At 40.2% G+C, this 12,697-nt stretch carries 10 protein-coding genes; 8 read left to right on the top strand and 2 right to left on the bottom strand.

All coding sequences use genetic code 11. From position 1 onward, the window contains the following. Positions 1–221 precede the first annotated feature (221 nt). Both U2718_RS23510 and U2718_RS23505 read left to right on the top strand, forming a co-directional pair. Complete coding sequence (locus U2718_RS23510; protein ID WP_342002600.1) at positions 222–1,115, top strand: phosphate/phosphite/phosphonate ABC transporter substrate-binding protein; 894 nt, start codon at positions 222–224, stop codon at positions 1,113–1,115. A 353-nt stretch (positions 1,116–1,468) separates the two neighbouring features. Beyond that, positions 1,469–2,761, top strand: a complete 1,293-nt coding sequence (locus U2718_RS23505) for a serine/threonine-protein kinase (protein WP_342002599.1) — start codon at positions 1,469–1,471, stop codon at positions 2,759–2,761. A 5-nt stretch (positions 2,762–2,766) separates the two neighbouring features. Here the strand turns inward: U2718_RS23505 and U2718_RS23500 are convergent, their stop codons facing one another. Beyond that, complete coding sequence (locus U2718_RS23500; protein ID WP_342002598.1) at positions 2,767–3,684, bottom strand: DUF3365 domain-containing protein; 918 nt, start codon at positions 3,682–3,684, stop codon at positions 2,767–2,769. Between the two features lie 881 nt (positions 3,685–4,565). On the opposite strand from U2718_RS23500, the gene U2718_RS23495 reads away from it, so the two are divergent. Both U2718_RS23495 and U2718_RS23490 read left to right on the top strand, forming a co-directional pair. Continuing rightward, positions 4,566–6,371, top strand: a complete 1,806-nt coding sequence (locus U2718_RS23495; protein WP_342002597.1) for a serine/threonine-protein kinase — start codon at positions 4,566–4,568, stop codon at positions 6,369–6,371. Between the two features lie 96 nt (positions 6,372–6,467). Beyond that, positions 6,468–7,361 carry an SDH family Clp fold serine proteinase gene (locus tag U2718_RS23490; RefSeq protein ID WP_342002596.1) on the top strand — a complete coding sequence of 298 codons (894 nt, stop codon included), beginning with the start codon at positions 6,468–6,470 and terminating at the stop codon, positions 7,359–7,361. Between the two features lie 113 nt (positions 7,362–7,474). Here the strand turns inward: U2718_RS23490 and U2718_RS23485 are convergent, their stop codons facing one another. Beyond that, entirely contained in the window at positions 7,475–8,182 is a 708-nt protein-coding gene (locus tag U2718_RS23485) for a peptidoglycan-binding domain-containing protein (protein WP_342002595.1), read from the bottom strand. A 369-nt stretch (positions 8,183–8,551) separates the two neighbouring features. Between U2718_RS23485 and U2718_RS23480 the strand changes: the two genes are divergently transcribed. The 4 genes from U2718_RS23480 (at position 8,552) to U2718_RS23465 (ending at position 12,663) form a co-directional block, all read left to right on the top strand. Beyond that, positions 8,552–10,012 carry a hypothetical protein gene (locus U2718_RS23480; protein ID WP_342002594.1) on the top strand — a complete coding sequence of 487 codons (1,461 nt, stop codon included), beginning with the start codon at positions 8,552–8,554 and terminating at the stop codon, positions 10,010–10,012. Between the two features lie 306 nt (positions 10,013–10,318). Then, positions 10,319–10,780 (top strand): ribosome maturation factor RimP, encoded by a 462-nt coding sequence (rimP, locus tag U2718_RS23475; protein ID WP_342002593.1) that lies wholly within the window; start codon positions 10,319–10,321, stop codon positions 10,778–10,780. A gap of 231 nt (positions 10,781–11,011) precedes the next feature. Then, positions 11,012–12,322 (top strand): transcription termination factor NusA, encoded by a 1,311-nt coding sequence (gene nusA / locus U2718_RS23470; protein WP_342002646.1) that lies wholly within the window; start codon positions 11,012–11,014, stop codon positions 12,320–12,322. A gap of 65 nt (positions 12,323–12,387) precedes the next feature. Further along, a complete protein-coding gene (locus tag U2718_RS23465; protein ID WP_342002592.1) occupies positions 12,388–12,663 on the top strand; it encodes a YlxR family protein in 276 nt (91 codons plus the stop codon). Positions 12,664–12,697 lie beyond the last annotated feature (34 nt).

Raw genomic sequence — 12,697 nt, 5'->3', positions numbered from 1 at the left:
ATATTTTTAAACAACTAGCTCTATTTTCTAATAAGTTAAAAACAATCTATGTTAGTCAACAGAAGTTTTTAAACATTAACATTGACTGTAAGTTAAAGTTAATTTTTAGTGCGATCGCATTTTTTAAGCAGATGGATATAGAGATAATCAAACTTGATATTGCATAATTATCATCATAATCATTAATGTGTAAATTCATATCAATCTATAACAATTTAGTGATGAAAATTATTATTTCGCCACGTTTTTTTCTCCTTATACTACTAGTGTTAATCGGACAACTTGGAATAGGATGTAATTCAAAACAAACAAACAATATCCCAAACAGATTAACTATAGGCGTAGTCAGCTACGGTGAAGGAAAAGTTTCACTCGACAAGTACGAGCGCTTCAAAGACTACATAGGCTCACAAACCCGTTCGCTCATCGAACTGGAACCAGCATACAACGAATTGCAGGCCGTTGCTCAAATCCAGCGCAAAAGATGGGATATTGTATTTGCAGCTCCCGGTTTAGCTGCGATCGCGATCGGCAAAGAACTTTACATTCCTTTATTTTCGATGGAGGGAGTTAGTAGCAGACAACGCTCTTTACTAATTGTGCGAGATGAGCAGCCGATTAAAAAAATATCAGACTTAGCTAACAAAACAATTGCTTTGGGGGAAACAGGTTCTGCCGCAGGTTATTATGTTCCTTTGTACGATCTCTACGGTTTAACCCTGGCTCAAATTCGCTCTGCCCCTACTCCTGAGACAGTACTAGAGTGGATTAGTGACAAAACTGTAGATGCTGGCGCCATATCCGAGCAAGATTTCGAGCTTTATCAACGGAAATTTGCCACAACCAAGTTTAGAATTTTACACACTAGTCGGTGGATACCACCTGGAGTGGTCTTGCTTGCACCAACTGTAGAACGAAATCAACAGCAGCAAATTCAAAAAGCAATGAATGATGCACCTGCTGATATTGCCGCTGACGCTGGTTATGTTCCTGCTGCTAGAATACCTAATTATACTGAGTTTATTAAACTAATCGAAAAAGTCAAACCTCTTGAGGGAAGGGTTAAGCAAACACCTGCAACGCTTCTACCTGAAAAACCTAAGCAGCCAAAGTAAGATTAACGGGCAAGTTACATACTCATATTTGTTAACAAAATTTCATGTCTTACCTGCATATTTTTTGAGAATTATCCCGATAAATAATTAGGGTTTAAGTCACTGCTTGAGTGAATAAATTTCTCTAAAAAAAGTAAATTTTCTTTTCAAAAAGTCATTATATGTAAATACCTAAGCAGTTATTCTAGAAAATCTAAGCTTTAAAGTTAATAAAAACCTTGCTGTTAGAGTCACTAAGTAAATTATTACCTAAGTATCTACAGAAACAGTAAATAAAATTACTTCTTTAATCATCTTGACTGAAGAAACCAAATTCAAATTATTTATATAAATAGAGCTAGGAGCGTCATGATATGTCTCAGTCCCCCTTAATCAAATCGGAAATTCCCTCAGGAACTATAATAGATAACCGCTATATCATCCAGCAACTTTTGGGACAGGGGGGTTTGGGGCGAACTTACTTAGCCTTCGATACTCGACGCTTCAACGAACCTTGCGTTCTGAAAGAATTTGCCCCTATTGGTACTGGAGAAGGGGGGCTAGAAAAATGTCGTAATCTTTTTAAAAGAGAGGCGAAAATACTTCACCAGCTAGAACATCCTCAAATTCCCCGATTCTTAGCTTGCTTTGAAGGAGATGGTAGGTTATTCCTGGTACAAGAGTTTGTGAATGGGAAAACCTACTCAACATTATTACGAGAACGTCAAAAGCAAGGACAAAACTTTTCGGAAGATGAGGTGATTCGCTGGTTAAAAAATTTACTACCTGTTTTGGAATATATCCATCAGCACCATATTATCCATCGAGATATTTCTCCCGATAACATTATGTTGCCAGAAGGCAAAACTTTGCCCGTGCTAATTGATTTTGGAGTGGGAAAGCAAATCGCCGATCTCAATGATGGTAATAATTCTAACCAAGCAACCTTTGTTGGCAAAATGTCCTTAGTGGGAAAAGTGGGGTATGCTCCCCGCGAACAGATTAGTTTGGGGTTGTGTTCTCCAAGTAGCGATCTTTATGCTTTGGGAGTTACAGGTGTTGTGTTGCTAACAGGGCGAGATCCATCCTTTTTGATGGATCAGTATAGCTTGGAATGGAAATGGCGTTTTTACACATATGTCAGCGACGGCTTTGCTGAAATACTCAATAAAATGCTAGCAGATACACCGAGACAACGCTATCAAACATCTAGAGAAGTTCTTGCAGATCTTGAGCTGATTGGGCAGCCTCATGTATCGCAATCAACAATGTTTGATGTTCCTCCAACTGTACTGACTCGTGAGTCGGAACCTACAATGATAATGCCGCAGACAGATCAAGTATCTCCATCTCCGGCAGAAACAACTATGATTTCACCTTCTACTCAACAGACTAGACACAATCAACAAACTTCTCGGACTCAGGGTAATACTTCCCGGACTCAAAATACTTCCCGAACTCAAGGAAATACCTCAATTAATGCAGCCTTCATACAACGCTGTCAAAAAGCTTTAGCTTACTATATAGGGCCAATGGCAAGCTTTATTGTAGAAGACACATTAGCAGAAAATGAGCAAGTTACTCCTTATCAGTTTGTTGAACTTTTAGCCAAGGAAATTCCAGAGGCAGAAGCAGCTCTAGAATTTACTCGACGTTTGTTTTCATAAAATACTTAAGCTCCTGTTCCGTGGGTGTTGCCATGAGGGCGCTTAAGCCTTCTCATGGCCATTTCTAAACTTAATTTCATCCGCTTAAAAGCTTTAGCAAGATTACCAATTTCATCATTAGATAACTGCTCAAATTCAACATCCATGTGTCCTGTGCTGACTTCCTCTGCTAAACGAGTTATGCGTTTTAATGGACGTACTACTTGCCTATTTAAAAAGACGTTAACCAAAAAAATGACGATCGCAAAAACAGCCGATACTAAACCCACAATTAGAATAGAGGACTGATTAGCTTTTTGGATAACTCTGGTAGCTGGCACTGTTATTACCTGAGCACCAACAATTTCTCCTAGTTTCCAGTTAAATCCGTTCGCAGTACCATAGCGATCAAGCATACTTTTTGGCGCTCTTTCTGGCGTGTCATGGCATTCTAGACACTTTTGTTCAGAAACTATTAACGGACGAGCAGTATAGAAAATTTCTCCACCTGGTATAGAACGAAATCCACTCAATTCTTTTAGTTTATTTTCCTTTTTAAACCGCTCGACAATTTGTGTCTCAAAACTATCAGCCTTATCTCGAAGATTAGTAGGATTTAGTGTTGCTTCTTTATAAAAAAAGTCTCTGTAGCCGGATTTATTACGTAAGTTCTCAAAAACTTCTCGCGCTGAATATCCAGGTACAGATTGCGGCAAAAATTCAGTTTCTAGCTTATCTACTAGTTCTGGATTAACTTGACTACTTGTATATTGCCGAACAGAAATCATGGTTTCCATTAGCATCAAAGCTGTTGAGGTAATTTCTTGCCTAGCATTTTGTCTAAGCACAGAAGAGAGAGCAAAGCCACTCAAGCTCAAACCTATAACTAAAATTACAAGTAGTAAAATTGTAAATTTTTGTCTCAATTGTAAGTTTTTTAACATATTCTGAACTCACCTCAAACCTCATTAGCAAAATTTTTGACTTTAGCTATATTTTCATCAAATCAACTTAGACAATACGCAGTTGGTTTGAAACATGATAAAAAATTTTACACACCGAAATATCATATCTTCTAAAATAGGCGATCGCGTAAAATTTTCAAGATATTTTGGGATTATTCAATGTAATTTTGCTTACATTGAATACTGTACTCACAAGTATTGGAATCAAGACATTATCCAGGTTTTACTTGTATCTTTTTATCTTATTTGTAATTCAAGTACCTTTTTGCTGACAAATATGAGTCGATAACTAGATACACACTTTTTGGTAATGATTCCAGAAATTTTTAACAATTTTATTAAAACTTTTAAAAATACGATTGATATTTGATTAAATATGAGCCTGTATTCAGGCTGAAATAAAATTTCAAAAAATCATTATTTTAAATAATTAATTAAGATTTTTTCATATCTTTATTCCTGAGTCTTCTCTACTTCCAGAGACTAGTTTAAGTCTAATAACAGCTATTTATAAACAAATCTACAAACTTTTACAGGTTGTGTACGATAAAAATCAGTTTTCTGTTAATTGGGAAATGGTGGCTCACTCAATGCATGAGTTTGGTTACTAAAAGAACTAGTTCAGCAATCATATTTCATTTATAAAAATCTTTTAAAAGTCGGGGATTTTTGTTCTCGCGTTGCCATGAGCAACAAAACTATAGCGACAATTTGAAATTTAGCGTTATGCTGTAGCATATAACACAATTTCAATTCTCTAAAGGTTAGCCCTACTACAAGCGCGTAGCATAACATCTCTCTACCCAACTCTATTGTGTTGTCGTGTCAAAATAAATATCAGAATTTGAAAATTAATACTAATGGTCTGGCATCCGGGACAGCGGTTATTTGGGGGACGCTACATTCTCGAAAGAAGATTAGGCGAAGGCGGAATTGGTCTTACTTATCTCGCCAAAAATGAACATGGCGAATTACGAGTGATTAAAACTCTGAAAGAAGAAATTCTTAATAACCCCGCCTGGAAACCACACCGAGACAAATTAAGGCTAGATTTTCGAGATGAAGCTGTTAGATTGGCCGTATGTCGCCATCCCCACATAGTGCAGATCGAAAATATTTTCGATGAAGGAAATATGCCCTGCATAGTGATGGAGTACATCGAAGGAGAAGATTTAGGTAAGCGGTTACGGCGCTTAGGAGTATTATCGGAATCAGAAGCACTGCTATATATCCGGCAAATTAGTGAGGCTGTAACAATAATTCATCGAAAAGGCTTGTTACACAGAGACATTAAGCCGCGCAACATTATGATCCGTAGTGGCAAATCAGAAGCAGTCTTAATTGATTTTGGTATTGCCAGAGAATTTATTCCTAATGTGATCCAAAAACATACGGTTTATCGCACTCCTGGTTTTGCTCCTCCTGAACAGTATGAATTGGAAGCACCACGAGGAGAATACATAGATGTTTACGGTTTAGCCGCAACATTATACAGCTTAGTAACAGGAGTAGTACCAACAAGTGCGGAAGAAAGACGTCACAGTATTACTTTAGAACCTCCGCAACACTACAATCCCCACCTTAGCAACAAGGTAAATTATTTAATCATGCGCGGTATGGAATTACAGCCAAAATATCGTCCTCAAACCGTGCAAGAATGGCTAGCTTTGATGAGTTATCAGGGCGATGAGCATTTAAGTTCCACACCACCTACACAAACCATAACTACAAACACACTATCTCGAACAACTATTCTAACAGGTCAAGTAGAGTGGCAGTGCGTATATACCCTGAGAGGTCATACTAGCATGGTTCAATCTGTCACGATTAGTGCTGATGGACAACTATTGGCTAGTGGTAGTTCTGACAATACTATTAAACTGTGGCAAGTGGCGACAGGAAAATTACTACGTACTTTTGGCCGTTGGTTTTCTGGTCATTCTGGTATGGTTCATACTGTTGCCTTTAGCTCTGATGGGGAACTTCTCGCAAGTGGCAGTTGGGATGAAACTATTAAACTGTGGCTGATCAGTTCTGGCAAGGAAGTTCGTACATTTAAAGGTCATACCAATTGTATTAATTCTGTTGTTTTTAGTCCGGATGGGAAACTACTAGCCAGTGGTAGCGCGGACTGCATTGTTAAAGTATGGCAGGTAATTTCAGGCAGAGAAATTTGCACTCTTACAGGTCATGCCGACTCTATTTGGTCTGTGGCTTGGAGTCCAGACGGTCTAATTTTGGCTAGTGGCAGTTCTGACTACACGATTAAATTATGGCAAGTAAGTACAGGCAGAGAAATTAACACTCTCACAGGTCATGCTTTCTTTGTAAATGCGATCGCCTTTAGTCCAGATGGAGAAATTCTCGCAAGTGGCAGTAGCGATTCTACAATTAAACTGTGGGATGTAAGTTCAGGCAGAGAAATCCGAACCCTCACAGGACATCTCAACTCGGTGTGGTCAGTTGCTTTTAGCCCAGATGGAGAATTGCTCGCAAGTGGCAGTTGGGATCAAACTATCAAAATTTGGCATATCAGCACAGGTAGAGAAATTTTTACTCTCACTGGTCACTCTAACTATGTTAGATCTATTACCTTTAGCCCTAGTGGACGAACTTTGGCTAGTGGCAGTGATGATGACACCATCAAAATATGGCAGTGTAGATGATTGTCTTTCTTAGGGTTTGCTTCTTCAGATAGACTTATAGATTCTGAAAAATTGGGAAAATAATGACGGCAAACCGTTATTTTTAAAACAATTTTTATGAGCTTCGGTATTGGTGATTTATTCTGGATTTTTCTTCTTCTTTCTTCTTTACAACCGCTTTGGCAAAGACGTCAGATTGAGTATCGTCGCTTCCGTAGCATTCAAGAATTTCAACAGCAACGCAAAAGTCGGGTCATTTTGCTCATTCATCGTCAAGAGTCCATTAGTTTACTAGGAATTCCCCTTTCGCGGTACATCACCATAGAAGATTCAGAGCAAATTCTGCGGGCGATTCGCCTCACTCCACCCGAAATCCCTATTGACTTAATTTTGCATACTCCTGGTGGTTTGGTCTTAGCTACTGAACAAATTGCTAGGGCATTAATTCGTCATCCTTCTAAAGTCACAGTGTTTGTACCTCACTATGCAATGAGTGGCGGTACTATGCTTGCCCTTGCTGCCGATGAAATTGTTATGGATGCTAACGCTGTTTTAGGCCCGGTTGATCCTCAACTAGGCAACTTTCCAGCCGCAAGTATTCTCAAGGTAGCAGAAGAAAAGCCTATTAGTGAAGTTGACGACCAAACTCTGATTATGGCGGATTTATCGCGCAAAGCCATTCAGCAGGTACAGCGTTTTGTGCGAACTCTGTTGAAAGACTGTACACCTAAACAGAAAATAAAGCCAGAAAATATTGAAAATATTGTTGAAGCTCTAACAACAGGACGCGTTACCCACGACTATCCTATTACCGTTGAAGAAGCAACAGAAATGGGGCTGCCCGTAACGGTTGGACTGCCCCGAATTGTTTACGACCTGATGGAGTTGTACCCACAACCACAAGGCGGACGCCCGACAGTACAGTACATCCCCATGCCTTATGATGACCGTCGCCCATTGCTACCAGTTCCCAAAGGCAGACCCTTAGAAGAACCAAATCAGAGAACCTAACAAACTTAGGCGATCGCTTTTGCCGACACGAACTATCAAGTGGTTGTGAGTTGGTGGAGAAGACGAACTAGTGTTCGCTCTTAACCACCGCGCCATTTCAGCTTTAATAAATTTTAAGGAGTAGCCGTTGGAGTAGCCGTCGGAGTAGCAGTTGGTGTCCCTGTAGGAGTAGCCGTTGGAGTAGCCGTTGGTGTCCCCGTCGGAGTAGCCGTTGGTGTCCCTGTAGGAGTAGCCGTCGGAGTTGCTGTCGGCGATGCGGTTGGAGTTGCTGTTGGTTTAGCTGTCGGTGTTGCTGTGGGCGATGCCGTTGGTGTCGGTGTAGATGCGGGAGCAGCGGCAGGTTTTTGAAGAAGTTCTCTAACCTCTTTGTCAAGTCTCTGTCTTAACGCTAAGTCGGCAATTCCTGTTTCTTGCAGCCCTAATTTTTTCTGATACTGCTTAACTGCCGCTTCGGTTTGAGGGCCGTAGAATTGATTCCTGGGAAGCGGGGGATTTGGCTTTAGCACCGCATTCAAGTTTGCCTGTAAAATCTCAACTATGTTGGCTGCAAAGTCTTGGGTTTTTGCTCCTGCAATACCATCAGTAGGTTGTAATTTATAGCCTTTTTGAAATTCCTGAATCGCTTGTTTCGCGTCTGCATTCGTTAAAGGTGCATTTGACACTGGAATTTTATAACCAAGTCCATGTAAGACAGCGCGGAATTCCTGGGGGGTATAGTTACGCGCTCGAACGGCAATAGCAGAGTCTGCCATCGCTACACCGACTGTTACTAGACAAACAACTGCAACATTAATACTTGGTTTTCCAAACTCACACCACATGGTTAACACTCCTTCTAAGAAATTCACCAAAATATCAATCGAAACAGATGCATTTTAAATTTATTCAACATCTGTTTTATTGATTATTAATGATTTTTGATTCATTTTATCCATGTCAGTTAAAATTAACTAGTTTCTTAGATTATGTATTGTCATCTATCATAAGTGGTAAATTATGTAACATAAAAGTAACTTTATAATTAAATTTATTTATTTATAAATAAATATCATGAACTGCGTACATCAGAACAGATAAAAAAACTTCTTTACCTACCTACGCTCTTGCGCGTAGCGGCTACTGTCATCTGCCATCTGCCCTCTGCCTTCTACTTAAATTATTTGGCTGAATTTTTTGCCAGTAAAGAAATAATGGTCAACCCAAAATCACCGAAGCATTCCTACTTATGGATTGAGAGACTAATGGCAATTATTGCCACCATAAATTTAGGATTGGTTTTGTTTAATTTGAGTTACGTTCCTTGGCGAGATTTTTACTTGCGACATCTGCCTCAGCTCACTCCTATATACGATCCTATTAAAGGTATTGAACCTCACAGAGAAACTCAAAAATATCTCAATACTGTCTATAAACTACAAGAAGTAGTAAATCAGACAGGTTTAGGCTCACCAGAGGCAAAAGTGCAGCTAGAAGAATTGAGCCGCCTGAGTACGGAGATGATCGATAATAATCCGTTTGCCGCAGCAGGAAAAAGTGGCACTCTAGAAAAAATCAAAAATAGAATGCGCGATCGCCTCAAGCAAGAATCTGCCAAGCAAGCCTTTGCAACTTTTTGGAGTCAGAATTATTTATTGCAAAACGGTTGGACACAAGAATTTAATTTTTTTAATCGGCAAATTCGACCTTTAATTGCGACTAACTACTTTCGGCAAATCGGAGAAAATGGCGAATTTATTGATAATTTTTGGTTAATTGACTTACCGTTCCTATTTATCTTTGCTGTTGACATAGCAGTTCGCAGTTACTATATAAAACGCCGCTATCTTGGTTTTAGCTGGTTAAATGCAATTTTATGGCGCTGGTATGACTTACTTTTGTTACTACCGTTTTGGCGGTGGTTGCGAATAATACCAGTTTTAGTTCGTCTTGACAAAGCAAAATTACTAAATTTACAACCACTAAGACAGCAAATTCATTTGGGTTTTGTGACAAGTTTTGCCGAGGAAATCACAGAAATTGTTATTGTTAGGGTAATTAGTCAAATTCAAGGCTCCATTCAAACTGGTGAGTTTGTCCGCTGGCTTTCACAAAAAGAAAACTTGCGTCCCTATATAGATATCAATAATGTCAACGAAGTAGAAGCGATCGCTGCTCTTGTAATACAAACGATTGTTTACCAAGTTCTTCCCAAAATTCAGCCAGAAATAATTGCCATTTTGCGTCACAACATCATTGGGGCTTTCAATCATTCTCCTATCATCCACAACCTGCAAAATTTGCCTGGGCTGACACAGGTAGAAATCCAGTTAAGTGAGCAACTAGCAACCCAATTAACTACTAACCTCTACAATGCCCTAGTTACTGCTGTAGAAGATCCCGTTGGAGCCAAATTATCGACTCAGCTAGTACAACGTTTCAGCGAAGCCTTAGGAACGGAAATACAGAAAAAACAAGTACTTTCAGAATTACAAAGCTTGCTTGTAGACTTTTTGGAAGAAATTAAGCTTAACTATGTAAAACGCTTATCCCAAGAAGATTTTGAGAAAATTTTAGAGCAAACCAGGCAATTGAGAACTTATGCTTCATCTCAATCATTTGTTGTCAAAGGTTCCACTTTGCTAGTGCAAGAAGGCAGAGGGCAAAAGGAATAAATAGGGGATAGGGGACAGGGTACAGGGGACAGGTGACTAGGAAAGAAGCACCAGGTGCAGGGGAGAAAAACTTTCCCAATCTCCAGTACCTAATCTAGAAAGTGTCTAATTCAACCAAAATGTACTAGTCTAAATTTCTATCCGGGGATAGAAAAAAAAGAAACTATTTCTTGCTTCTCGCCCTTAAAAAAATGCGCTAAACTCGAAATGAAGGCGAATCAAAATTGGTTCGCAAAAAGACTTCTTGGAAGATATCCCTATCGCAGGAAGTGGGTCGGTACCCACTTTTTTTGTTGGAATCGTTGCATGACTCATCCTTTAGTACCACAAATTGTAGATTTGGCTACACCAGTAGCGGAAGAACTGGGATTGGAAGTTGTTGGAGTAATCTTTCATACGAACCAACGTCCGCCAGTTTTGCGGGTAGATATTCGTAACCCTCATCAGGATACTGGTTTGGATGATTGCGAGCGGATGAGCCGTGCTTTAGAAGCTACATTAGATGCGGCGGAGGTCATTCCAGATACCTACGTCTTAGAAGTGTCAAGTCCCGGTATTTCCCGTCAACTAACTACAGACCGAGAGTTTGTTTCCTTTAAGGGATTTGCTGTGATCGTTTCTACTTCCCCACCCTATGAAGGACAACAGGAATGGACTGGTCAGTTGATTCGCCGAGATGAAACGTCAGTCTACCTAAATCAAAAAGGCCGCGCGATCGCGATCCCCCGCGCCCAAATTACTAAAGTGCGGCTGGATGACCGTCGATAAAAAAGACTAGGAGCAAAAAGACTAGGGGCTAGAGGATTAGGGCTAGAGATTAGAGGCGCTTAGGCTAGAAGAGTTAGGGCGTAAGGAAGAGGGCAAGGGGACACGGAGACACAGAGAATTTTTCTCTCCAGTCCCCGCGTCTCAAACTCTCCACGTCTTTCTCCTCCTCCTGTTCCTAGTCTCTATTTCTCAGTCCCTAATCCCTATTTGTAAAGGAGATTGCTTATGTCAATGGTAAGTTTACCTGGATTGAAAGAGTTAATTGAAAATATAAGTCGGGAGCGTAATTTACCCAAAATTGCAGTGCAAGCAGCCATTAGAGAAGCACTACTTAAAGGATACGAACGCTACCGTCGAGCTCAAAATTTAGATAGAAAGCACTTTGATGAAGATTACTTCGATAATTTTGATGTGCAGCTAGACGTTGACGAAGAAGGCTTTCGAGTCGTTGCAACCAAAACCATAGTTGAAGAAATTAATAATAACGATCACGAAATTGCCTTACAACAAGTTCAGGAAATGGGAGGAGAAGAAGCACAGTTAGGGCAGGAAGTAGTGCTTGATGTCACTCCAGATCAAGGGGAATTTGGACGAATGGCAGCAATGCAAACTAAGCAAGTCTTGGCACAAAAACTGCGGGATCAACAGCGGCAATTAATTCAAGAAGAGTTTCAGGATTTAGAAGGAACAGTTCTGCAAGCAAGAGTTCTGCGGTTTGAGCGGCAATCGGTGATTATGGCTGTCAATAGTGGCTTTGGTCAGCCGGAAGTAGAAGCGGAATTACCAAAGCGCGAACAATTGCCCAACGATAATTATCGGATCGGTGCTACGTTCAAGGTTTATTTGAAAAAAGTCTCCCAAGGTCAGCAAAGAGGGCCGCAATTATTGGTATCCCGTGCTGATGCTGGTTTAGTAGTGTATTTGTTTGCTAACGAAGTACCAGAAATCGAAGACGAAGTTGTAAGGATTGTGGCGGTGGCGCGAGAAGCTAACCCCCCGTCCCGTCACGTTGGGCCTCGAACTAAAATTGCTGTAGATACCCTCGATCGCGATGTAGATCCAGTCGGTGCTTGTATTGGCGCTAGGGGATCGCGAATTCAAGTCGTAGTTAACGAATTACGGGGTGAAAAAATAGATGTAATTCGCTGGTCGCCAGATCCCGCAACTTACATTGCTAATGCCTTAAGTCCGGCACGAGTAGATGAAGTACGCTTGATGGATCCAGAAACTAGGCAAACTCATGTGCTTGTGGCTGAAGACCAACTCAGTTTAGCCATTGGAAAAGAGGGACAAAATGTCCGTTTAGCTGCTCGCTTAACTGGTTGGAAAATTGATATTAAAGATAAAGCGAAATATGATCATCTAGCTGAGGATACCAAGTTTGCAGAGGCAAGAGCCAAGTATAAACCCGAAGACATAGATGATGTTGCCGATATAGATGATGTTGATGATGATATTTATGAAGAGGAATTAGAAAATGAAAATCAAGAAGAACTAGAGAATGAACTAGAAGACGAAAACTATGATCGCGACGAGGAGTAACTAAAATAATTACAAATTAAAAATTTTTAACATCTAAAATCTGGGTAGACAAGACTTTCAAATCAATGAAACCAAACCATCGGCGTTGCTTGAGTTGTCGCAAAGTGGGTTTAAAAAATGAGTTTTGGCGGATTGTCCGCGTCTTTGAGTCTGGACAGGTACAATTAGATGAGGGCATGGGGCGTTCTGCCTATATTTGCCCAGATCCGAACTGTCTCAGTGCAGCTCAGAAAAAAAATAGACTAGGACGCTCGCTACGTGCATCAGTGCCAGAAACACTGTATCAGACATTGTGGCAACGCTTAGTTCAAAGCAATTTTCAAAATCAAATTGAGTTTTAACCGCTAAATGGCGGTTATCTCCAGAGGAACTGTG

It is taken from the genome of Chlorogloeopsis sp. ULAP02, from assembly GCF_038404745.2.
In the GTDB taxonomy this organism is placed as follows: domain Bacteria; phylum Cyanobacteriota; class Cyanobacteriia; order Cyanobacteriales; family Nostocaceae; genus Chlorogloeopsis.
Note: the sequence above shows the minus strand (reverse complement) of the source record. Positions and strands in the feature narration are given on the sequence as shown.

Coding starts and splice junctions, on each gene's coding strand:
- U2718_RS23490 (WP_342002596.1), top strand. CDS start 6,468: ATGAGCTTCGGTATTGGTGATTTATTCTGGATTTTTCTTCTTCTTTCT.
- U2718_RS23500 (WP_342002598.1), bottom strand. CDS start 3,684: ATGTTAAAAAACTTACAATTGAGACAAAAATTTACAATTTTACTACTT.
- U2718_RS23510 (WP_342002600.1), top strand. CDS start 222: ATGAAAATTATTATTTCGCCACGTTTTTTTCTCCTTATACTACTAGTG.
- U2718_RS23495 (WP_342002597.1), top strand. CDS start 4,566: ATGGTCTGGCATCCGGGACAGCGGTTATTTGGGGGACGCTACATTCTC.
- U2718_RS23465 (WP_342002592.1), top strand. CDS start 12,388: ATGAAACCAAACCATCGGCGTTGCTTGAGTTGTCGCAAAGTGGGTTTA.
- U2718_RS23485 (WP_342002595.1), bottom strand. CDS start 8,182: ATGTGGTGTGAGTTTGGAAAACCAAGTATTAATGTTGCAGTTGTTTGT.
- nusA (WP_342002646.1), top strand. CDS start 11,012: ATGGTAAGTTTACCTGGATTGAAAGAGTTAATTGAAAATATAAGTCGG.
- U2718_RS23505 (WP_342002599.1), top strand. CDS start 1,469: ATGTCTCAGTCCCCCTTAATCAAATCGGAAATTCCCTCAGGAACTATA.
- U2718_RS23480 (WP_342002594.1), top strand. CDS start 8,552: ATGGTCAACCCAAAATCACCGAAGCATTCCTACTTATGGATTGAGAGA.
- rimP (WP_342002593.1), top strand. CDS start 10,319: ATGACTCATCCTTTAGTACCACAAATTGTAGATTTGGCTACACCAGTA.